This is a genomic window from Microcoleus sp. FACHB-831, assembly GCF_014695585.1.
In the GTDB taxonomy this organism is placed as follows: Bacteria; Cyanobacteriota; Cyanobacteriia; order Cyanobacteriales; family FACHB-T130; genus FACHB-831.
On the sequence record NZ_JACJON010000057.1, the window covers coordinates 148,567 to 171,230 of the forward strand.

Below are 22,664 nucleotides of genomic sequence, written 5' to 3' on the forward strand. Positions count from 1 at the left end.
TCTTTTATTCAGGTATTTGATAAAACTTACCGTCAGGCATTTGTGCCCCTGTCAAATTTGCTTCATTCAAATTTGCCCGACTTAGATTGGCTGCACTCAAGTTGGCTCTAGCCAAGTTTGCCCGACTCAGATCTGCTCCGTTTAGATTTGCCTCGCGCAGATTTGTCTGATTTAAATGTGCCCGTTTCAGATCTGCCCGACTCAGATCTGCTCGACTTAGGTTTGCGTCGGTCAAGTTGGCTGTACTCAAATTTGCCCCAATCAAGTTTGCCCCGCTCAAATCTGCTGCACGCAGGTCTACCCCTCTGAGGTCTACGCCGATCAAATTTGCTCGATGAAAATTTCTTGTTCCCGCGGCGTATTGTCTAAGAAGTTCTTGGACATCGATTTTCATAATGAGGGTATCTCACACCTAATAAACTCTGCATGACTTAACTTACCTTAAAATTTAAAAAATTAAGCCATTAGGTAGATGAAAAAGCTGATTTACTTTTTGAAGCAGAAGTTGTATCTAACTTTACTTTTTAACTATTTCTTAACAAGAGCAGGCTGACGGCGCAAACTTAATTCAGCCTTTAGGATGGTTTCTAGCGCGGGCATTTCTTGATGGCAATGGATGCAAAACCAGTAAACTCTTCTCACGCTGGCTTGCCGGACTAAAGTATGGGAACAGCAAGGACACAGAGACATATATTTGTTTTGTAACTCTTCTTGCAATTTAGCAAGGAAAAGTGAAAAACTTGGGAAGACTTAACATTCAACTCATAAAGTTAATATTTTGTTAATGTTAAACGTTCGGTTTGAGAAGATAACCCACAGCACAAACTGTTTCAATCAGATCGGCGATCGCGCCTGCGGCTTGCAGTTTCTGCCGTAAATGCTTGATGTCAGCCTTGAGTGTCTCGACGCACGACATAATCATCTGCACCTGCATCCAACCCCATGACTTTGCGAGTAACGCTATCCCCCCCAGTGGCAATTAGAATTGGGCTTATTGTTAATTAGCTAAAAATATTTTATGTATTGGAATCAAATTAGAATTGCTGTAAGTAGAGAGGCAAAATTTCGCGTCTCTATACTTACAAGCGAGACTGGTAAAATCTAAAATCTCGGCATGGTATTAGCCCTGCATTAAGGTGAAGTGGATGACTGAGTTTCCAGGCGATCGCTACCCTCCAATAAGCTAGTAGCAGCGTTCGCTACAATCTGCGCTGCTCCCTTAAAGAAAGCTCGATCTATAGTTTTGGGCGTATCGCTAGCCTGGTGGTAGTGAGGAGTACGCATATTCGCAGTATCCGTCAACAGCACTGCACCAACATTTTTTAACCAAAACGGCGCATGATCGCTGCGTAATACATCTGGCGTCAGCATCCCTTTGAAAGGAATTGGAACTGTCAGCACTGGTGGCAAATTTGACCCACTCGCTTTTTGAAAAGCGTCTATCAGTGGCAAGTGTTCTGCATCTCCGATTACCGCCAAAAAGTCGCCTTTGTCGGTAGGTGGCTTAACTGGCAATCCTTCTGGGTAGCTCTGGCATCCTGGGGTGTAGCAAGCATAGCCCACCATGTCCATAACGATCGCGCCCCGCAGGTTTTCCAAATTAGCTGCTTTTGCAGTAAAGGCAAGACTGCCAAACAATCCCCGTTCTTCTAGGTCAAATAATGCCAACTGTAAAGTGCGCGGAGTTGGGCGCGAACCAAAAAGGCGGGCAACTTCTAAAACTACGGCAACTCCGCTGGCGTTGTCATCAGCGCCGGGTGAGGCGGAAACAGTGTCGTAGTGGGCGGCGATGAGGACTGTCCCCGCTTCTGGATTGGTGCCTTGCCGAGTAGCGATGATATTTGCACCACCACCCTCGAATTGTTCTAATTTGGGCGAAAATCCTAATTTTTTCAGCGATTGAGTGATGTAAGTCCGGGCGCGATCGCGTTCAGTTGGAGTGTAGCGCTTGTAGTTTAATCCTTGGATGTGCGCCATTAGCCGATTTTCGTCTACATACGGGGCGAGTAGTGGTGCTGCTTGCGCCGCCGCTATATCGCTAATGCTATCCATCCTATAAGCGATCGCTGGTTCTTCTGGAGGCTGCAAAAATTTATTGCCGACTACTACTCCCGCCGTCAGCAGCACCAACAGCGCCAACCAAATCCACTTCCTCATATCTATCCTTTGCCGTTAAGTGATTATTTATGCTTTAGTGAGGCAGACAAAAGCTGAAAGTATATCTCTCAAAGAGTTTTGCGCGTTTAATTTTTATCCAAAATCAAAAATTTAGCTCGTACACCCCCAGAACTTACAATAACGATTTAGGGATAGTCCCGCTGGTAGCAGGGTGAAGTTTTACAGCTTGTCTTTTGACAAGGGCGATCGCTTTACTTACAATGCCCCATGCAGTCAAAAAGGCATAACCAGGGAAAAAGCGAGGCATTTTGCTAGTAGATTTGTTGCTAATAATGGCTCTGGGGTTCCTGGGGAGTTTTGGGCACTGCGTCGGAATGTGTGCCCCTCTCACCGTAGCCTTTTCCCTTTCTCGCAAGCAGGAAACTCCCAAACCTGGGCAACAATTTTATTTTCACGCTCTGTTGAACTTGGGGAGGTTAGTAAGTTATACCCTAGTTGGGGCTGGCATTGGGGCGCTGGGTTCTGTCGCGATCGCTAGCGGACAAATGGTTGGTATAGGTAGCGACTTGCGACGCGCGATCGCTATTCTCACCGGACTGATGTTAATTTGGTTCGGTCTCGTGCAAATTAAACCAGATTTGCTGCCAAAACTGCCCTCGGTGCATCCGCTAAAACAAGGCGCAATGCACAACCGCCTAAGCGCAGCAATGGTTAAACTCTCATTCCAATCAGCTTACTGGACGCCAGCTTTATTGGGACTTGTTTGGGGTTTAATGCCCTGCGGTTTCCTCTACCTCGCCCAAATCAAAGCCGCTGAAACTGGGAATATGTGGATGGGTGCGGCAACGATGCTAGCTTTTGGATTGGGAACGCTGCCAACTATGCTGGGAGTAGGAGTTTCAGCATCTAAATTAAGTGCTGACAAGCGCAGCCAGTTGTTTCGCATGGGCGGCTGGGTAACGCTTACTATCGGGGCGATCGCGCTGCTGCGAACGGGCGACACGATGGTAGACTATACAGGCCATGCGGCTTTGCTGTGTTTGATGCTGGCGCTGATTGCCCGTCCCATCAGCCACATCTGGGCGCAACCATTACGCTATCGCCGCGCCTTGGGAGTGGGAGCTTACTTGTTAGGCATAGCTCACACTTTTCACATGATGGAGCATACACTCAACTGGAATTTTGAGGCTTTGTCTTTTATGTTGCCATTGCATCAACTGGCAATAGCAACGGGGATGCTGGCGTTGGTGTTGATGACTCCCGCTGCACTAACAAGTTTTGACAAGATGCAGAAATACTTGGGGAAGCGCTGGCGACAAATTCATCTGTTGAGCATTCCAGCTTTTTTGTTGTGTGCTGTTCATGCGTTGCTCATCGGTTCGCATTACCTCGGCAATTTAGATCTTGGGCAGGGAACTATACTCAGGGTTGTATTGCTCGGAGTTGTGACGTTGGGAGTTGTGTTGGTGCGCGCGCGTGTTATTTGGTCGCTTTTATCTTTAGAAAAATTCTATGTCCCACCTACCCAGTCCCGCTAAAATTCTGGGGAAATCCCCTCTTCTCCCCCCTGGTTTAAGGGAGGTTAGGGGCAATCGAAGCTATTTGTTGCAAACAATGGGTGCAACTGTATTATTGTTTGCACTTTTAGTCGCGCCTGCGTCTGCCCATAAGGTGCAAATATCCGAAGATGTCGGCAGCACTCTGCACATCGAACCAAATGACAACCCCAAAGCTGGGGAACCATCACTTGCTTGGTTCGCACTCACCCGCAAAGGCGGTAAAGCTATTCCCTTACGAGAGTGTAATTGCAAGTTAGCAGTCTACTCGCAACCCCGCACTCCAGACGCCTCACCCGTGCTATCGCCACCGCTCAAAGCAATGTCAGCTGAAGGTTATCAAGGCATTCCGGGGGCGGATATTGTTTTTCCCAAGCCTGGGGCTTATCAGGTGCAACTGAGTGGAACAGCAGCATCAGGGGCAAATTTTAAACCATTTTCCCTGACTTACACGGTTACTGTGGCAGGTGGGAAGTCGGCGGGCGCAGCTAGAGAGGAGACGACGCAGACAACCCAGACAACTCAGAATGCTAGCGTATCATCGGAGCGGTGGCAAATACCTGTAATTGCTTTAGCAACGATTTTGGGAATTGGAATTGCTTGGGGCATTTCGCGGCGCTTAAAGTAGACTTAAAATGCTTAACAAAAATACTGCTTATCTAGGAATAAGGGTATTGGTAATTGTCACCCAACGTGAATTTACAAGCGCCGAACGCATTGCTTCCTCATCTGTAAAAGTTGAGTGCAATAAACGCCCCTCATAAGTAAGTGTCACCTTTGTTTGCTGAAACGGCCAAGGAGATACTGATATTTGATTAGGATTATTATCGATAGGTTTTAAAGTTAGCGTAGTTTCGCCTTGTGCTGTGGGGACATTATCAATATGCTGCTCGTTGTGAACTTTGTGACACACAGCAAGTGAGAGAGCATCCCACGTAGCAACTAAAGAACGATTGCGCTTTATAGCATCTGGCGTTGTATGCGGTTTATAGTATGAATCTTCTTGCAAATTCGCAATTAGCTTCTCTTGAAAAGTATATTCATCTTTTAGAAAATCCTGCACAACTTTGTTAGATTCTGGGTATTTCTCCCAACTCCTGAAACGCTCATATAATCCTGTACCGTGTAGCGATACTAACAAAGTTGCATATCTTCCTATGGGAAGCGTTAAATTTTTAGCATTCGACCATAGTTTTGTATGTACGGATGGAGCGACTTCCATAAACTTATGGGGGTAGCCAGTTTTTGCGTTCAATGTGGGTGACTGTTCCCAACTTAGCCAGCCGACATCATGTTGTTCTGCACCCAAGAGGACTTCTTCTGTGGGGGCAAAATATCCAAATTGTTCGTTACCCCAAGCCCGTGCTAGACACCCTGCTACCCAGGCGTGAGCGGGTTGAGTGATGCAGATTAGTCCCTCTGAGTCTAAGCGATGCAGCATACCGTCTTCCCCATGACTGGTGTATCTACCCCTACAATTATGATGAGCGATCGCCCTGGCAAAAGTCACTCCCAATTGCAGAAATTATGTCTAAGGTTGAGGTGCAATAACGCTCGTGCTGTTGGTCAAGCTATCCCAGACTATCCAGCCATAAGTTTTGTCTAAATCAACTGCGCTATTTGTCACCTTAAAATAAACTTTCTCTCCGCGCCTAACCTCAATTGCAAAATCAGCATTTTGGGCATACACCACTTTAAAACCTCTGTCTCTAAGACAGTAAATCGCCCAATTCTTTAGCGAGTTCTTTTGTGGATCGAATTGTAAAGGTGGTTTTTCGATCGCCTGCGAAATCACTTCATATAGCTGCACTTGTCACCCTCTACTTTGTCAGTTTTTTTACAAGTTGTTAACAAAGCTAATTATCTCTAAACTTAGTTTCAACCGCTGGTAGCCGTATTCAAATATTGTAGGCGATCGCGCTCCTCATATAAATCCTGCTCTAGCAATTAATTTGGCACCCGCTCTCAGCAATTTTAAAATAACTGCGTAGCCTATTAGCAGTTTGATTTCGCTTGGTGTCATTCAAGTCACCACACTTTAAACAAAGTCTACGATAAAAATAGTGTGGCTCAATTGATAAAGACTTACAAACAAAGCAACGTTATGGCTTATTGGTTGGTTCACTGTTGACTTCGCGAAAACCAAATTCGGAACATCTATGAGAGATTTACCTATTTTATCGAACTCGAAGCAGAAAAATCAGTGATAATAGAAGCGAGCCGATTTTTATCAATTTCAGCATGAGATAAAGTCTACGCTCGCTGCTGACTTCACCCCAGCTTGGCGCGGTCAAATCCTGGCATAGCATAATGATTACAGGTTGTTGAGAAACAAAAAAATTAACTTAAAAAATATGAACTCTATTGCAAATCAAGCGCGAGACGAAGAATATATAAAACTTGTTATAGATCCGATTTCTACTTGTAAAAAGTATATTCCCAAGTTTGGGGGTAGTGTAGGACTAAGCTTATCGGAGTTTCAAAGATTATACCAAGCAGATCCATTCTATTCATGGTTTGGCTTAGATTCTCCCCTAATGTTTACTGCTCATAAAGCTGCTGGCGGTATGACATCAGTGTACCGACAAGTTGGTATAGGTTGTCAAAGGCTTATTCAAAGGATTGTCATGGATAGCCTTGGTTTGACAGCAGCACAATCTGTATGGTCTTATGAAATTCAAAAAATAGCAGGAAAGACACAAACCCTCTCTCTCGACTGCTGCATACCCCTAGCTGACACGCAAAGCGATCGCCGCCCGATAGTTACCAATTGGCTGCAAGATGCCTGTCGAACGCTCAACATATCAGAAGATATGAGCCAATTTTTAAAAGGAGCTGTATTTGAAATCCGACAAGGCTATAAAAGCAAAGATTCAAAACGACAGAATGCCGATATTGCGAATGCTGCCGCAGCTTACTCAGAGGGATATTTACCAGTAATATTACTTCTTTCAAACCAGATGGATAGGAGCGTTGCTGACCGCTACAGAAGGGCGCGTTGGTTAATACTTTGGGGTACAAACATTGGTTTACACACAAACTCTACATACGAGTTTTGCCGCCAGGTGCTAGGGTACGACTTAGCAAATTTCTTCCAGCGACATTCCGTAAGGTTGAAACAAGAGGTAGAATCAGTCCTAACGGCTTTACTGCAATAAACGGCATGATTTCTCAAAGATCTGATCTGACTTTCAAACACAATATTAAGCAAGGGCGGCATGGTTGGTTACGCTTGACACCCGCTTATTCAGTCAAGGTAGTTCAAAACCTTCTCGAATATGTGGGCAAACCAGAACTTGTCCTCGATCCTTTTTCCGGTAGTGGAACAACAGGTTTAGTATGTGCTGAAAGAGGAATAAATTGCAATTTAATAGAAATTAATCCCTTTTTAGCGTGGCTAGCGCGAGCAAAATTACATCATTACACAACATCGGAATTAAACGCAGCAAAGGCAATAGCTTACGCTATAGCTCAACAAGCATCTCTAGAGCAACAACTTGATAATCTCTGGATTCCACCATTGAACTACATTGAACGGTGGTGGCCGAGAGAAAGGCTAAACATACTAGCAAATCTTTTTCATAACTTGCAAGTTCAGCGTCCGGATGTGGAAGACAGCTTGGCTATGAACATAGCTATGGTTGCTTTTTGCCGAACCATAATAGATTGGTCCAATGCTTCTTTTAACCATCAATCTATGTCTTTTAAGAAACAGCAAGAGATAATTTGTAATGTATCCGAAAGAGCTTTAATAATAAATAGTTTTGTTGATTATTGCATACAGCTTATCGATTCGGCCAAACAGGAAATTGATGGTACAACAACTGTCTGGAACAGTGATTCTCGTTGCATTCAAACAATAGAGGCTAGAAGTTATGATTGTGTTATTACCTCACCACCGTATCCAAATAGGATAAGTTATATACGTGAAGTAAGACCTTATATGTATTGGTTGGGGTTCCTCAAAAATGCGCGGGATGCAGGTGAGTTAGATTGGCAAGCAATTGGCGGAACTTGGGGTATAGCAACTAGCCGCCTAGCACAATGGGAACCCGGAAGCGTACAAATTGAACACCCAGGATTTAAAAATATCATTCAAGACATTCATCAGCGAAGTCCTATCCTCGGGAACTATGTTTATAAGTATTTTGTGGATATATCAATTCACTTGTACAGCCTAACCCATGTTCTTGTTAAAGGAGCAAAAATCTTTTATATCGTTGGCAACTCTAAGTTTTACGATACTCTCGTTCCCGTAGAAGAAATTTACATGAGCTTAATGAGGCAGTATGGGTTCAAGAATGTAAAAAGTGAATTACTGAGAAAAAGAAATTCAAAAAAAGAATTGTATGAATTCCTAGTGTCCGCTCAATGGTAAAATCTAAACTAATAATGCCCTAAAAACTTCACTCAAGTTGGGTTACGACAATATTTTGGTTAAACTAAGCAAGGTGGGCAAATTGATGACTGAGTTTAACCCCCAAATCCTATGCTGAACATTCCTCAACTCCTAGCACAAGAACTTTCTCTCAATGCGTCTCAAGTCAACAGCGCTCTCGAACTCTTCGCCGAGGGTGCGACTATTCCCTTCATCGCACGTTATCGTAAAGAGCGTACCGGATTGCTCGATGAAATCCAACTGCGCGACATCTCGGAACGATTTACCTATCTCACGGAACTAGAAGAACGAAAAGCCTCAATTTTGGATGCGATCGCTCGCGTGGGTAAACTCACCGACGAATTAAAATCCAAGATCGAATCCTGCTTGCAAAAAACCGAACTTGAAGATCTCTATCTTCCCTACAAAACCAAGCGCCGCACGCGAGCAACAATTGCTAGAGAAAAAGGCTTAGAACCTTTTGCCGAATTTATCAAATCTCTTAACAATCCCAGTGCAAAACCTGCATCTTTAGATGAAGAAGCAGCAAAATACATTTCCGAAGAAAAAGGAGTAAAAACTGTAGAAGAAGCTATCAAAGGTGCTTCAGATATTTTAGCAGAAGAAGTATCCGAAAAAGCAGAATTGCGTGCTTACCTGAGAGAATACTTGATGGATGAAGGCGTATTTTTATCGCGTATTAAAGAGAATCATCCAGAAGGAAGTACCAAGTTTGAGATGTACCGAAACTACCAAATTAAGGTAAAAAACATCCCACCGCATAATATGCTGGCGCTGTTGCGAGGGGAAGCGGAGGAAGTTTTGGACTTGGAGCTTTCTTTCGATGAAACAGCAGTAACTTCATACTTAGAATCGCAGGAAATTAAAACAAAAGGTACTGCGGTTAGGGAATTTTATCGCGGGATGCTCAAAGATGCATTCAACCGTTTGATGAAAACTTCCCTAATAAGTGAAGTGCGAAACGACAGGAAAGCTTATGCGGATGTCGAGTCGATTAAGACTTTTGAAAGCAATATGCGCGAACTGCTGCTATCTGCTCCGGCGGGAATGAAGCCGACAATAGCAATAGATCCAGGATTTAGGACTGGCTGTAAGGTTTCTGTACTTTCCGAGACGGGAAAGTTTTTGGAATATCAAACAATATTCCCACACCAAGCAGCCGCACAGCGATCGCAAGCCGCCAATACTCTCAAAAATCTAATTGAAAAGTACAATATCGAATTGATAGCGATTGGGAACGGTACAGCTTCCCGCGAGACAGATGAGTTTGTCTCTGAAGTTTTAAAGACGATGGATCGCCAGCCGATTAAAGTGATAGTGAACGAATCGGGTGCATCAATTTATTCTGCAAGTGATGTAGCGATCGCAGAATTTCCCGATCTTGATATTACCGTGCGCGGAGCTATCAGTATCGGTCGCCGCTTGCAAGACCCCTTGGCTGAACTTGTCAAAATAGATCCTAAGTCTATTGGCGTTGGACAATATCAGCACGATGTCGATCAAAAGTTGCTCAAGAAAAAGTTGGATGATACAGTAGAAAGCTGCGTGAACTATGTCGGCGTGGACTTAAATACGGCATCCAAAGAACTGCTAACTTTTGTATCTGGGATGACGCCAACCGTTGCTAAAAATATCATCACCTATCGCAACGAAAATGGCGCGTTTAAAAATCGCCGCGCACTATTAAAAGTGCCGAAATTAGGGCCAAAAGCATTTGAACAAGCGGCGGGATTTCTGCGAATTAGGGGTGGTAATAACCCGTTGGATAATACTGCCGTGCATCCTGAGAGTTACGGTGTTGTCGAGGCGATCGCTAAGGATTTAGATGTGTCTTTGGCGAATATTACTCAGATTGCAGAAAAACTCAAGTCAATAAACTTGAAAAAATACGTCACCGATACTGTAGGTTTGCCCACACTCCGCGATATTATCGCAGAATTGGAAAAGCCAGGAAGAGATCCAAGGGAACAGTTCAAGTATGCAACTTTCAAAGAGGGAATTAAGGAAATAAGCGATCTCAAAGTTGGCATGGAACTGGAAGGAAGCGTGACGAATGTGGCTAACTTTGGCGCGTTTGTCGATATCGGCGTGCATCAAGATGGCTTGGTGCATATTTCGCAGCTAGCCGACCGATTTATTGACGATCCAAAGCAGATTGTGAAAGTGGGACAGGTTGTTAAAGTGCGCGTGCTGGAGGTGAATGAAAAATTGAAGCGGATTAGTTTAACTATGCGATCGCATAGCGCTTCCCCAGTAGAATCGCAAAGCGGATCTAATGACAGGCGCAATGACAAAAATAATAGTAACCGTTCGCAGCCGAACTCGCCCACCCTTGCAGATTTGAAAGCGAAGTTCAACAAAAAGTAGCGATATTTATGAGTAAGTAATAAGTAGAGACGCAATTAATCGCGTCTCTACTTATTACTTCTGGCGCTACCGACTTAACACGCGCTGTCCCATAGCTTTAAAGTAGAGAAAAACTGGGAATTGATAAAATTCAACAACCAGCCAAAGTACCATAGCCAGATGCGACAAAAAGGCTAAAAATGCCCAAGCAAATGGCACCCAATCCAACGCACTGCCAGAATCAGCCGGAAAAATGTAAGCAGCCAGTCCAACTAAAGTAGGCGGGAGTGCTACAAAAGCCAAGGCTAGCAGCCAATACATCGGGCCAAATTCGACTCCTTCTTTGTGCGCTCCCGTCCACCTGCGACCATCCCAGCTCCATGTTAGAGGTTGAGAACTATCAGCCATCTTAAGCTGCTGTCGTTCGGGGGAAGCAGTGAAAATGTGGCGACAGAAGTTACAAGCTAAAGCATCCATCAAAGGGAGGGTTTCTATGTGACCGCAGCGACAGACTGGGCAGGGATAAACTCCTTGATAGTTGAAATCGCCTAATAAGTTGTTTGAACTATCCATATGCAGTTTGAATTATTTTGTATCCGTTGAGTTTAAGCCGCTTTGGCGATAAGCGATCGCTGCCGACCTTATTAAATATAAAAATTATTTGCCCGATTTGGCTAAGTCTTTAGAGCTAACATCTTCCCCGACCTCGCTTTTGGTCGGGGATTTTTGTTTATAGCAATGTGGTGTAACAGCCTAAGCGATCGCTCTCTCAAATCGCTTGTTCACTTCATTCCAATTAACCACATTCCACCAGGCTGTTAAATAATCGGCACGCTTGTTCTGGTATTTCAAATAGTAGGCGTGTTCCCATACATCGTTGCCCATAATTGGATACATTCCCTCCATCAAGGGGCTATCCTGATTCGCCGTACTAATAACTTGTAACTTGCCATCTTTGCCGCGAACCAACCAAGCCCAACCGCTGCCAAAACGCTTATTACCAGCTTCGTTAAATTGCTGTTTGAAAGCATCAAAACTACCGAAAGTTTTATTAATCGCTTCGGCAATTTTACCCGTTGGGTTTCCACCCGCATTCGGGGCCATAATTTTCCAGTACATCGTATGATTTACGTGAGCGCCGCCGTTGTTACGAACAGTTGTGCGAATATCTTCTGGCACGCTATTAAGATTGCGAATTAATTCTTCAGCGCTTTTGCCTTTAAGTTGTGGGTATTTATTCACCGCTTCATTCAGGTTTTTGATATAGGCAGCATGGTGTTTGTCATGGTGAAACCTCATCGTCGCTGCATCGATATGAGGTTCCAGAGCATTGTAGTCATAAGGTAAAGGTGGAAGGGTGAAACTATCTTTCGCTTCAGCCTGTTTATTAGCGCTTTCTTTGGTAGGTGCAGCTGCACAAGCAGTTGCGAAAGTTCCCAGCGCAGCCGTTCCAGTAGCGCCACCCAATAAAACCAGAAAATCGCGTCGATTAAGAGTCATAATTCAGTAAATTTTGATATATTTTTACCGCTTTTATCAAAATTTACAACAAAGTATGTGCTGACATAACTCTATCTCAAGGCTTGAACATGGAAAAAATTGGTACTCGATTGGCGGCGGCGGATCGTGGAGCAAGGACTTGAGGATGTTATATCATCAATGTTTTAGCATGCGCTAGCGAGCGCGGCTTTGGGCACATTCTCAGCCGTTAGAACCAGTATCGGGTTCAAACGGCAGAACTAGATGGCTGTAAGCAAGCTCCGTGCATTAAAACATCTTTCTTTTTTAACTTAAAAATTAGCCTGTAAACCGAGGCGAAAAGTTAAACCAGGCTGATAAATACGATTTGCTTTTTCGTAACTAACATCTGCCAAATTTTCTAGATAAACTAGCAAACCCAAGTTCCTACCTATAGGAATACGACCGCTCATATCCAAATTAACATAGGAAGGTGAAAAATCCCTTGGATTTTCGCCAGGATTATTAAAAATTGCTCTGCGTGCCCCACTGTAGTAATTAGCAAACAAATTAAGCTGCCACCCTCCTGAAGAATAGCCCACGCCTAGTTGTCCTACAGAATGTGGAATCAAACCTAACTGTAACCCCTTGTCCGAGCCTGTTTCAATCCGCGCATCTGTATAAGTGTAATTAACAAATGTTGAAAACTCAGGCGTTATTTGCCATTTAAGCGCAGCCTCTAAACCGTTTGTATTAACAAGGCCAATATTAGCCCATTTGCCTGCTACAACCCCCAAGCGATCGCTCAAACTACTGCCAAAGTAAGTAAACTGCCCCGTCAAACTTCTAGAAAAGTTAACATCAACTCCAGCAGTCCAAGAAGAGCCAGTTTCAGGGTTCAAATCGGGGTTAGGCAACCAGTTATGAACCGTGTCAAAAACATACAATTGATCTAAGCCTGGATTGCGCTGCGCCCCCGCCCAACTACCTCGAACAGCGATCGCTGGTGTAATTGCCCATCTTACACCTGCGCTGGGGTTTAAATAACTACCAAATTCGCTATCAAAATTCTGTCTTACTCCCAATTCTACTTGCAATGCCTTGGTAATATTCCAAGCGTTTAAAGCAAATAATGCTGCTTGAAACCTCTGCTGACTTTCAGTTTCATTGAATCTAATGGAACTAGGGTTTGTACTGCGGACATCGCCTGTTAGCTGGCTATTTTTTGCATCTAATCCCCACGTCAATTTATTATTGGGAGTCATCTGCCATTGATGTTCTACTCTAGCCGTAACTGCTTGTGAATCTAGCACGCCTGTCCGATAGAATCTTACTTGAGTCGGGCCATAAGTGCTGAAGTAATCGCCGTTGTAAGATAGTGTAGTTCTAAGGACAGAATCGTTACCTTGTCCGAGTAAAGTTTTCCAGGATAAACCAACATTTAATACATCGTGGTCTAGGCGGTCTCTTTGCAAAGGAAAGCCAAAATAAATCAGACCCTTGCGGCTGCTAATTTTGTATGCATCCAAACTGATAGTATTTCTCGGATTCACGTCAATCGCTAAACTACCAAAATAGTTGCTAGTCGCGGTATCTGCATTAAATAGAAAACCTTTTTCGTCGCGATTTGCTGCACCTTTAGGGACTTGATAACGGTTATCTGCTTTATAATCTTCATAGCCAACGTTAAACCTTAAATTTCCTGCCGAACCACCATAGCTAGCTCGATAGTTTGACTGGCCAAAAGAGCCATATTGCACCAAAGCATTGAGTTGGGGTGTTTGTTGACCCTGTTTGGTGATAATATTTACGACTCCCCCAAAGGCTTCTGAACCGTACAAAGTGGAACTTGTGCCGCTGGATAATTCCACTCGTTCAATCGACTCTACAGGAATGGTGTTGAGGTCAGTAGTGCCATGATATGTGTTGATATTATTGCCAATCGGTCTGCCGTTGAGCATGAATACAGACTGATTAGTAGATTGCCCTCGGTAGTAAGTACCTGTGTGAACATCTGCGCCAAAACCATGATCGTTGACAGCAAATCCTGGTAGACCTCTTAATACTTCTGCTGCACTATTAGAGCCTTGTTTTTGTATTTCTTCTTGAGGAATTGTATAGACGGGAGTTGATGTTTGAGGAAAATCTTGTCTATCTCCTATTACTACAACTTCTATCTCCTCATATTCGTCAGTATCAACCTTTGGTTGTTTAGATGGTTCCCTTTCTGAGACGCTGGGAGTTGTCGTAGCGGGTTGGTTTGTCGAGGGTATTTCTGTTGTGGAAGTTGTAGGTATTGCGGAGGGTTGGTTTGTCGGAGGTATTTCTGTTGTGGAAGTTGCAGGTGTTGCGGAGGGTTGGTTTGCTGGAGGTATTTCTCTTGTGGAAGTTGCAGGTGTTGCAGAGGGTTGGTTTATCGGAGGTATTTCTGTTATAGAAGTTGCAGTTGGTTGCGTGGTCTTACCAGCAGTTAAGCTAAAAACGAAACCGCGATCGCTCGTCACTGTCTGAACTTTTGGTACAGCCGAAGAACCCGCGATTGTCACCCTGATGGTATTAGCATAAATTTGGGTAACGGTGACAGAATTAATTCCTTTAGCTGGGTTGTCTTGCCGAAATGTCTTGCCCTTTGGCAAACGCAATTGAGTAGTAATTATGTCAGCAACAAAAGTGTCGCCATAGCTGAAGGTAAAAACTTCTGATAATTTGCCTTGGTTAGTTCCCAAGATAACTTCTATGCCGCTGGGCGTTGGTTTAATCCGAATATCGCGTACTTCAACAATATCTGCTCTAACTTGCTGTGCCACCAAGACCGATACAGCTCCTGCTAGGCAAAAGCTGTTAAATAATAGTTGTTGTCTCACAAAATCTCCTCACACCCAAAAAATAACAATTGCGTTAAACGAAAACGCATTTATTTCTACAATTGTTTAAATGGATAAATGCTTAATAAACAGCCAAATCAGTTGGCGATCGCAGCTGTTTAATCCCGTTGACTAAAGCTTCGTATTCCTCTGGCTTTTCTTGTTTTAGATAGAGCGCTGCCGCTTTCTGAAAATCCTCAATTACCTTTTGCTTGTCCCCCAACGTGTAATGGACAAGACATCGACAGTGATAGGAATCAGCATCTTCGGGATTAAGTTCAATTGCCCTACTAAGATCTTCTATCGCTCCCTGATAATCTTGCAGTTGAGATCGGACAAAACCGCGATTGTAATAAGCTAGACTAAGGCTAGGATTGAGTTGAATTGCCGATGTAAAGTCGGCGATCGCTCCGTGTCGATCTCCTATACCCGCACGAGCTAAACCCTGATTTGTATAAGCATCGGCATTTTTAGGATTAAGTTGAATTGCTGATGTTAAGTCCGCGATCGCTCCTTGGTAGTCTCCAGCCATCACCTTGTACGTGCCGCGCTTGAAAAAGTCCGCCTCGCTCACTTGGGTTGTCGCGGTGCTAGCTGCGGGTATGAAAGTTTCTAACGGATCGGCGATCGCTGTGTGGGGGAAACCCAGCAGTACAGCTACAAGGCTGAAAATGACGATAATTCGGCAAAAGCGACTCATAGCACAGACATCCTGCCAAACACTGATAACAGCCCTAATTTTCAGTTGAGCGGCTGCTTGCGTCAAAAGACAGGCTGTAAAACTTCACCCCATAGCGGTAATCTGCTATAAGAGAACGCATCAGAATAGATACAAGCTTTTATGGCTTTTCTTCCTAACTACCGTCCCAAACAGCTCTCCCTCGGCCCTTTGGAGGAAGAGATTTTGAATATTATTTGGGAATTAGGTTCTGCCACCGTCAAGGATGTCCACGAACGAATTTTGGCCGATCCAGACCGCGAGCTAGCCTATACTTCAGTAACAACAGTGCTGCGCCGCCTCACCGAGAAAGGTTGGCTGACTTGCGATAAACAAGAACGTACCTTTTCCTGGCGACCTTTGGTTTCACGCGGCGAGGCGCAAGCAATCAAAGCTCACGAGCAGTTACATAAATTTCTAGCAGTGGGCAACCCGGATGTAGTAGCAGCTTTTGCCGATAGCCTAGACAGCGCTAGCGTAGAGCAAATAGAAGCGATCGCTCTGCGTCTTCAAGCCGCACGCAAAGCGAGGGAGGAGAAGAAATAATGCATCTTTTTATGATTTTGGCAGCACTGGGTTTGGCTTGGTGCCTGCGACTAAGCTGGTCTTCGCCTGCTGGTAATTGGACGGAACGCTGGCAAAGAGCGTTAGGGTTATTTTTAGTCTCCCCGTTGCTAGCGCTCATGACAGCGATCGCTCTGCTGTGTATGGGAACTCAAGGACGCATGCTAGGGTTGCAAACGGGCTGGTTTAGCTACTTGCTTGCTTTAAGCTTTTTAGGCTATGCAGCAGTTTTATTCCTCAAACTAGCAACTCAGGGATGGCGTTCCATACAACAAACACGCACCTATCCCCAAATCGAACTTAACGGCAAAACTAGCCGCCTTCTCGATGGAAAAGTTCTCTTCAGCGCTCAAATTGGTTTTTGGAAACCTGAATTAGTCGTCAGCCAGGGATTATTGCAAAACCTCGATATAGCTCATCTTGAAGCAGTTCTCGCCCACGAACAAGGACATTACTATTACCGCGATACTTTCTGGTTTTTCTGGTTGGGGTGGGTGCGTCAGATAACAAGTTGGTTGCCAAATACAGAAGCTTTGTGGCAAGAACTTTTAATATTGCGAGAACTGCGTGCCGACAGATGGGCGGCGCAACAAGTAGATCCATTGTTGTTAGCAGAATCTCTGCTAATAGTAGTTAGCAGTCCGCAAGTAGAGTCTGAGATTTTCTGTGCAGCGTTCAGCGCCGTTGCTCAAAAAAATCGTTTAGAAGAACGAATTGAAGCGCTTTTATCCCAACCAGAGGAATCGCCATCACCAAGTTTGCTGTCTTGGAATTGGCTAATTTTGGGGTTATTGCCTTTGGTGACATTGCCGTTCCACAGTTGATTAATTCGCACCCGATGCAGAGAGTCTGTTAGAAGCTTTAGTTTATTTAGTAATAGCTGAAATCGTTTTAAACTCAGATATTGCATCATTATGAATTAGAGGCAGAGCCTCCCAACCCTCGTTCCCAGGCTGAGCCTGGGAACCAGATTTAGAGGGTCTGCCTCCCACTACCTGACTTTATCTATTAGCCGAGGGGTTAAAACTCCGGCGAGTTTAAGGGAAACGGCTAAATTTTGATTAATATTATTTGGTTTTAAGCTTGTTAATTTTAGTTTATAAAACTACCAGTAATAATGTTTTAAAATTTATCCCCGCCGCACAAGTCCGACAGGGAAAAATTTAAAATCAAAAACGGTATCGCCCTACTTAAGTGGCGGAATTCTTGCCAAAATGCCATTTTTCAGGGGTTGGGGACGCTGCGCCCAAGGAAGATAGCCATCCTCGCTAACGAGATATTGACTTGCACACTCAAGGACGGCGGCGGCACTTTCTAGGGCTGGTAAGTCGCCAAATAGATAAGTATATTTTCCAGGAGCGGCAAAGGAAATTGCACAAGAACGGCTGCAAGCACTCATGCAATCGACGGGCTGGAGGGGAAAGTTTGCTTGAAGTTCCCAGTCTTGGTGGAGTTCTTTGAGCTGTTCGAGTAGCTGCTGTCCGCCGCTTTTACCTTGGGGCTTTCCATCAATGCGAACAGTGGCACAAGTTGTGCAAACGAATAGAGTATGTTTAGTTTTCATTTTCGGTATTTGTGAGCATTACCGCACAACACAAATGCGCGGCTAGCTTTGGCGATCGCCTATGTGGTTCATGGTTCATATTTCAAGTCTTATCGCTATTACCCAATCAATAATGAACAATGAACCATAAACAATCAACCCACAAGTGAATTAGTTAGGAAAACTGCACCAATCGCGCCGATAGCAAAACCAGCCATTCGCAGCGGAGATAAGGGTTTTTGGGCAAATTTCTTACTGACGGTGTTGCCAATTTTTAAGGCAAGAAGCGAAATGCCATACTGAATTAAGGTGAAGCCTAGCAGGTAGGCAACTATGGGGGTCATTTCAGCACCGACGATTGACTCACCATAAGCGTAACCATGAAATAAACCTGCGATCGCTCCGAGCAGTGTCAGTACAATCGAGTTAGGTTTATTTGGCATCGCCAGCATCACACCAAAGGCAATTACTGAACTGGCAATAAGTATCTCTACTGCTGGTAAGTCAAATTTGAGTAAATGAATTCCAGTTCCTGCCATTGCTGCTAAGACAAACCCACCTGGGATAATTGCGCCCCGCGCTTGTCCAACCGCAAGTAAGCCAATAGCAACGATAAAAGCAAAATGATCCAAGCCAATTAGGGGATGGGCTAGCCCTGAGATAAATCCTTCAAAGAAGTTAGATGGCATATTGCCATCCATAGCATGGTGAGCGATCGCGCTGGGGGCGATACTCAAAAAGCCTATGCATATAAGTAATGCTACTATCAAGCGTCTGGTTTTATACATACTCTGTACCTCGCAGATGTATTGAACTACTGAACTTGCCCCGCCGACATTCTCACACACGCAGCACACAACTCGTCGCCTTATCATAGCTGCAAGACAGTGCCGGACTTGCACGGAACTTTCCTAACTCTCCTCTGGTGGCAGCCAGATAAAAGCGCTTCAAAATCTTATCACCCACTGTTAGCACCGACAACCACAAGAGCTATTTTCTGTCGATGCATAAATAAACCAAAATCAGATGATAAGCCAGGTTTCCTAATATTAAGAACCTTAATTTAAACGAATTTATCAGGCAGTATGACCTTAATTATTAGGGACTGGGGAACATATAGAGCATCGAAGCGATCGCCTGCCATCAACTTGTCAATTACAGGAAATCGTTATACGAACGGCGACACTCACCTCGTGGCGGAGAAGAGTTACCTCCTTTTTGACTGCACCTAGCGTGGTTTTGAGTTAACAACTGTGGTTGAGACGCATCAAATGAATAGGCGCTAGTAGCAGAAGGCTGAATTGTGTTTGAAACATGAACAGCGATCGTTGCTACTAGCGGACTGAAAACTAACACCGACTTGAAGAGCGACATATAGGGAACTCCGTAATCTTCATGCTGTCTTTTACGGAGAACCCAATACAAAATCGGGATACTTTACCCCAAATATCGCTTTTCAACATCTAAAAGCGCAGTTGGATAATGTGTAGCTATTATTAAAGCGTGATTGTGAGAGTAACAATTGTTAGAGATTAGCCTAACAGCGCCTCTCAGCCGCGCAATGCTCAATTCTGGGAAACTAAATTGTGGAGCGGTTTGAGACATAAAGATAGAGTTGTAGACGCGCATAGTGTAAGTCGGCATCAGCGTTGACACTTGCTGATACAAACTTGGTACTAGGTCATCCGGAAAAAACGAAAATAACCAGATAACCGATTCTTGTATAGACGCTATGCATTGCTTCTGAAGATAAAAAGAGAAATCCCGAAATATATAGTGGTTATCACTTTCATTCATACTCTCAAGCGTTAGGGGGATAAAGTTTTGCGCCCCTAAAAATGCGCTGAGAAGTGAAAATTGCTATAAATAAAGCTAATTATTGGAATTTGATAAAAAAACCGTCTTTCCTAGAAAAAACGGTTTTTTAGAAAATTAATTAAAATTTGGGAAACTACTAGCGCAGAATTTCTTCTAGCTGGTGTTGATTCCAAAGCGAACGGTATAAACCAGCTTGTTGCAGCAAACTGGCGTGAGTTCCAGTCTCTACAATTTCACCAGCATCCATTACAAAAATGCGGTCAGCAGTGGCGGCGGCAGATAATTGGTGAGAGATGAAAATAACAGTTTTTGCCTTATTGCCTGCTGAAAGATTTTTCAAAATTGCTGTGGCTGTTTGATTATCCACGCTAGATAGCGCATCGTCTAAAATCAAAATTGCAGCATCCATCAGCAGTGCCCTAGCGAGAGCAGTACGCTGGCGCTGTCCCCCAGAAAGCGTAATGCCCCGCTCTCCTACAACCGTGTCGTATTGCTGTGGAAAATTGAGTATTTCTTCGTGAATTTGCGCTTGTTTGGCGGCGGCTTCAATTTCTGGCTGTTGGCTTAAAGGATTGCCATAGCGGATGTTATTTTGGATGGTGGTGCTGAACAGAAAACTGTCTTGTGGAACGTAAGCGATCGCGCTCCGCAAATCCTCTAAGGCAATCTCTGTAATGTCATTACCATCTAAAAAGATACTACCTTTAGGAATATTTAACAGGCGCGGCAAGGCGTTTGCTAAAGTCGATTTACCAGAGCCAATTGGCCCCACTATCGCCACTGTTTCCCCTGCTTCGATTGTAAAATTAACATCCTTAAGAGCTGGAGTTAGCGACTTTTGACCGTCGCCTGTGGTGGGATAGGTAAAACTTAAGTGACGAGCCGTTAACTTACCTTTGACCTTTTCTGGAGGAAGGGCGATCGCATCTGGGGTGTCTTTAATCTTTGGTTCAACAGTTAAAATCGACTCAACACGATCTATACTTACCTCACCACGTTGGTAAGCAGTAATCGTAAAACCTAGTAACGCTGTCGGGAAAACTAGACGTTCCGAATAGAGAATCAGTGCCAGAAAATCGCCAATAGTAATTTCATTAGCAGCGATCGCACCAGCTCCTGCCCATAACAACACCAGCAAGCTGACATAGGCTAAACTTTCAACAATTGGAAACAGCGTATTCCGAGTTTTGGCGAGTTTAAGATTTGCCTGTAACAACTTGCGGTTAGAGTCACCGAAGGCGCGGCGTTCGTTTTCCTCCTGAGCATAGATCTTAATCAAGGCAATGCCGCTCATATCTTCCTGGATTAAGTCGCTCAGGCTGGAGAGTTCCTCTTGCACCTCCAGTTGCTCGACTCGCAGGCGATTGCTAAACAACTGCACGAAAATGAGCATTAACGGGTAAACCGCGATCGCTAGCAGGCTCAGCCGCACGTTAATTAACAGCATCACTGGCAACGTCAATCCGTAGGCAAAAACCGTATTCGCCAGACTCAACACGGCAAACCCCACCAGCCGCCGGATATTTTCCACATCGCTGGTGGCACGGCTAATTAAATCCCCCGCCTTATTGTTAGCAAAATACGCAGGCTCCAGACGCAGCAAATGCTCAAAAATCTTTTGCTTGAGGTCAAATTCTACCTGACGACCCGCCCCAAACAGCAAAATGCGCGACGCCATCCGGATTACCCACATTATCGACGTGAGAACCAGGATTATCAGCACGTAGCGCCATACTTGGTCGAACTGGAACGCTTTGCTGAGTTCCTCAATGCTATCCCGAATCAGCAAAGGGATGTAGACGCCCAGTGCATTTACCACAAACAAGGCGATGACGCCCAATGTTACTTCCCGCCAATGCGGACGCAGATAAGATGACAGTTTTTGCAGCCGCGAGTGAGCCATGTTGAAACGGTACTAAAGGTTAATTTGTGTTAATCAAAGTGTTGCCAAGAAACGCACCCTGGAATGAGGGCGTGTTGACTTAAAAAATATTTTTTAGATTCAAGTTTTTTGCGCGTAGATATTATTAGTGCAGCAGTAAACACATCCTCCTGGGTTATAGAGTTTAGAGTTTGTAGAAAGGGCGATTGTCTTACTTCATCGAGTTAAGGCAATAGTTTTTAGCTTTATCTCGTGCAATTCGCTATTAGCCAACCGATTGTAGACGAATTTGCCCGATTGCTGCTTCTATAACAGGATAGGTGTCAGCCAGCCGCGCAAAAAGTAATAAAGCGAGGCGTAATATTCGTCAAGAACCCGGCTTGTAAGGAAAAGGGCTTCTGCGGTAGGGATAAACTCAGCAATTTGCAAGCGTCTTCTAGGCGTCGTGCCCAGAAGAGATACAGAGATATTCGGCGAAGGGGAAAGAACCGTAAAGCCCTGGTTGATAAAAGTGAGGGCGGCGCGGCGACTGTGCAAGGGGGCGGAAAGGAGGAAAATGCGGCGCGAGTTTATATTTTCCTGCTTCAGAATATCTTCAACTGCGATCGCACTACTGCGGAGATCGATAGGGCTGGGTGCAAGCCTAATTTTATTAGGCGGAACGGAAGTTCTAGCTAGCAGCGTTTGGATGTCATTATTATTGCCGTTGGTTTTGTTGTTGCTAGCTGGATTGAGGTTAGCACTGGCAACACCAGTGACAATTAGTAGGGGGCGATTTCTTACAGATAACTGTTCCTGGTATAGCGCGATCGCATTAAGCAGGCGATCGCCAGTATCATCAAAAGGGAAATTCGCTTCGCTAGCGAGTGGCCCCAATATTACAATTGCCGTAACCGTTTTGAATCTTGTCCTTTCCCCTGGCGGACACTCACTTTGACAAACTTCCTGCCGTTGTTGCTCGATTTGCTGCACTTCCTTTTCTAATTGCCCCACAAGCTGATAGGCCAAAAATGGTGTGCTAGACACCAATAAAACAATTAGTGCAATCAAAACTTGCCACCCTCCAGGGCTTTTTATCCCTCCATTATCGATAGTTCGGGCTGCAAACAACAAAAGCAAAAGCGAAAACCCCAACGGCTTGAGGGGAAACGAGAAAACATTCCACAATGAGTAGACGACTGGATTGTAAGGTCGCAGAAACGCCGCCACCAACAAACCAAACACAATCAAGCCACCAATCCATGTGAAATATTGTCTGGGAATAAATTGCACCAGCACAAAATAGACAATAGTGCCAATTAGTAGCCAGAGCAGAACGCGGGTTAGGAGTAAAAACATGGTGGTTAGTGGTTAGCGATCCATAGTTCGTGGTTCACGGTTCATAGTTCTGGTTAAACG

General features: G+C 44.5%; 23 protein-coding genes. 7 read left to right on the forward strand and 16 right to left on the reverse strand.

The annotated features are described in order from the left end of the window. Positions 1 to 4 precede the first annotated feature (4 nt). The 5 genes from H6F77_RS15260 to H6F77_RS28440 all read right to left on the reverse strand — a co-directional run bounded on the left by H6F77_RS15260 (position 5) and on the right by H6F77_RS28440 (position 2,425). On the reverse strand, positions 5 to 394 hold the full coding sequence (locus H6F77_RS15260) for a pentapeptide repeat-containing protein (protein WP_190489536.1): 390 nt from the start codon (positions 392 to 394) through the stop codon (positions 5 to 7). 134 nt (positions 395 to 528) lie between these two features. Further along, positions 529 to 690, reverse strand: coding sequence for a hypothetical protein (locus H6F77_RS15265; protein WP_190489537.1), 162 nt, complete (start codon positions 688 to 690; stop codon positions 529 to 531). A gap of 97 nt (positions 691 to 787) precedes the next feature. Next, a complete protein-coding gene (locus H6F77_RS15270; protein ID WP_309228856.1) occupies positions 788 to 922 on the reverse strand; it encodes a hypothetical protein in 135 nt (44 codons plus the stop codon). A gap of 209 nt (positions 923 to 1,131) precedes the next feature. Further along, entirely contained in the window at positions 1,132 to 2,157 is a 1,026-nt protein-coding gene (locus tag H6F77_RS15275) for a M28 family peptidase (RefSeq protein WP_190489539.1), read from the reverse strand. A 133-nt stretch (positions 2,158 to 2,290) separates the two neighbouring features. After that, a complete protein-coding gene (locus H6F77_RS28440; protein ID WP_255515765.1) occupies positions 2,291 to 2,425 on the reverse strand; it encodes a hypothetical protein in 135 nt (44 codons plus the stop codon). Positions 2,426 to 2,450: 25 nt separating this feature from the next. Here H6F77_RS28440 and H6F77_RS15280 point away from each other — a divergent pair, with 25 nt between their 5' ends. Together H6F77_RS15280 and H6F77_RS15285 are read left to right on the forward strand one after the other, a co-directional pair. Then, a complete protein-coding gene (locus H6F77_RS15280; protein ID WP_190489592.1) occupies positions 2,451 to 3,656 on the forward strand; it encodes an urease accessory protein UreH domain-containing protein in 1,206 nt (401 codons plus the stop codon). Between the two features lie 76 nt (positions 3,657 to 3,732). Next, positions 3,733 to 4,302 carry a hypothetical protein gene (locus tag H6F77_RS15285; protein ID WP_190489540.1) on the forward strand — a complete coding sequence of 190 codons (570 nt, stop codon included), beginning with the start codon at positions 3,733 to 3,735 and terminating at the stop codon, positions 4,300 to 4,302. A gap of 27 nt (positions 4,303 to 4,329) precedes the next feature. Here H6F77_RS15285 and H6F77_RS15290 read toward each other — a convergent pair whose 3' ends face one another. Both H6F77_RS15290 and H6F77_RS15295 read right to left on the reverse strand, forming a co-directional pair. Beyond that, entirely contained in the window at positions 4,330 to 5,184 is an 855-nt protein-coding gene (locus tag H6F77_RS15290) for a DUF3891 family protein (RefSeq protein ID WP_309228857.1), read from the reverse strand. Between the two features lie 21 nt (positions 5,185 to 5,205). Further along, positions 5,206 to 5,484, reverse strand: a complete 279-nt coding sequence (locus tag H6F77_RS15295) for a hypothetical protein (protein ID WP_190489541.1) — start codon at positions 5,482 to 5,484, stop codon at positions 5,206 to 5,208. Positions 5,485 to 6,028: 544 nt separating this feature from the next. Here H6F77_RS15295 and H6F77_RS15300 point away from each other — a divergent pair. From H6F77_RS15300 to H6F77_RS15310, 3 genes are all read left to right on the forward strand, one after another. Continuing rightward, positions 6,029 to 6,832: a hypothetical protein gene (locus H6F77_RS15300; RefSeq protein ID WP_190489542.1), complete on the forward strand. Its 804-nt coding sequence runs from the start codon at positions 6,029 to 6,031 to the stop codon at positions 6,830 to 6,832. 5 nt (positions 6,833 to 6,837) lie between these two features. After that, a complete protein-coding gene (locus H6F77_RS15305; protein ID WP_190489543.1) occupies positions 6,838 to 8,052 on the forward strand; it encodes a DNA methyltransferase in 1,215 nt (404 codons plus the stop codon). Positions 8,053 to 8,163: 111 nt separating this feature from the next. Continuing rightward, positions 8,164 to 10,440, forward strand: a complete 2,277-nt coding sequence (locus tag H6F77_RS15310; RefSeq protein ID WP_190489544.1) for a Tex family protein — start codon at positions 8,164 to 8,166, stop codon at positions 10,438 to 10,440. A 66-nt stretch (positions 10,441 to 10,506) separates the two neighbouring features. Here the strand turns inward: H6F77_RS15310 and H6F77_RS15315 are convergent, their stop codons facing one another. From H6F77_RS15315 to H6F77_RS15330, 4 genes are all read right to left on the reverse strand, one after another. Beyond that, positions 10,507 to 10,992 (reverse strand): hypothetical protein, encoded by a 486-nt coding sequence (locus H6F77_RS15315; protein WP_190489545.1) that lies wholly within the window; start codon positions 10,990 to 10,992, stop codon positions 10,507 to 10,509. 180 nt (positions 10,993 to 11,172) lie between these two features. Then, entirely contained in the window at positions 11,173 to 11,919 is a 747-nt protein-coding gene (locus H6F77_RS15320; protein ID WP_190489546.1) for a superoxide dismutase, read from the reverse strand. A 290-nt stretch (positions 11,920 to 12,209) separates the two neighbouring features. Continuing rightward, a complete protein-coding gene (locus H6F77_RS15325) occupies positions 12,210 to 14,741 on the reverse strand; it encodes a TonB-dependent receptor domain-containing protein (protein WP_190489547.1) in 2,532 nt (843 codons plus the stop codon). Positions 14,742 to 14,823: 82 nt separating this feature from the next. Then, positions 14,824 to 15,441, reverse strand: coding sequence for a tetratricopeptide repeat protein (locus tag H6F77_RS15330; RefSeq protein WP_190489548.1), 618 nt, complete (start codon positions 15,439 to 15,441; stop codon positions 14,824 to 14,826). A 141-nt stretch (positions 15,442 to 15,582) separates the two neighbouring features. On the opposite strand from H6F77_RS15330, the gene H6F77_RS15335 reads away from it, so the two are divergent. After that, a complete protein-coding gene (locus H6F77_RS15335) occupies positions 15,583 to 16,005 on the forward strand; it encodes a BlaI/MecI/CopY family transcriptional regulator (protein WP_190489549.1) in 423 nt (140 codons plus the stop codon). Next, on the forward strand, positions 16,005 to 16,847 hold the full coding sequence (locus H6F77_RS15340; protein ID WP_190489550.1) for a M56 family metallopeptidase: 843 nt from the start codon (positions 16,005 to 16,007) through the stop codon (positions 16,845 to 16,847). Before H6F77_RS15335 ends, H6F77_RS15340 begins: the two co-directional genes overlap by 1 nt. 362 nt (positions 16,848 to 17,209) lie before the next feature. On the opposite strand, the gene H6F77_RS15345 is transcribed toward H6F77_RS15340, so the two are convergent. The 5 genes from H6F77_RS15345 to H6F77_RS15365 form a co-directional block, all read right to left on the reverse strand. Next, a complete protein-coding gene (locus H6F77_RS15345; protein ID WP_190489551.1) occupies positions 17,210 to 17,587 on the reverse strand; it encodes a DUF1636 family protein in 378 nt (125 codons plus the stop codon). A gap of 134 nt (positions 17,588 to 17,721) precedes the next feature. Next, on the reverse strand, positions 17,722 to 18,354 hold the full coding sequence (locus H6F77_RS15350) for a HupE/UreJ family protein (RefSeq protein WP_190489552.1): 633 nt from the start codon (positions 18,352 to 18,354) through the stop codon (positions 17,722 to 17,724). 367 nt (positions 18,355 to 18,721) lie between these two features. Continuing rightward, positions 18,722 to 18,940, reverse strand: coding sequence for a hypothetical protein (locus tag H6F77_RS15355; protein WP_190489553.1), 219 nt, complete (start codon positions 18,938 to 18,940; stop codon positions 18,722 to 18,724). A 580-nt stretch (positions 18,941 to 19,520) separates the two neighbouring features. Next, the gene (locus H6F77_RS15360; protein ID WP_190489554.1) at positions 19,521 to 21,287 is read right to left on the reverse strand and encodes an ABC transporter ATP-binding protein; all 1,767 of its coding nucleotides are present in this window, start codon (positions 21,285 to 21,287) and stop codon (positions 19,521 to 19,523) included. A gap of 285 nt (positions 21,288 to 21,572) precedes the next feature. Continuing rightward, complete coding sequence (locus H6F77_RS15365) at positions 21,573 to 22,604, reverse strand: YdcF family protein (RefSeq protein WP_190489555.1); 1,032 nt, start codon at positions 22,602 to 22,604, stop codon at positions 21,573 to 21,575. Positions 22,605 to 22,664 lie beyond the last annotated feature (60 nt).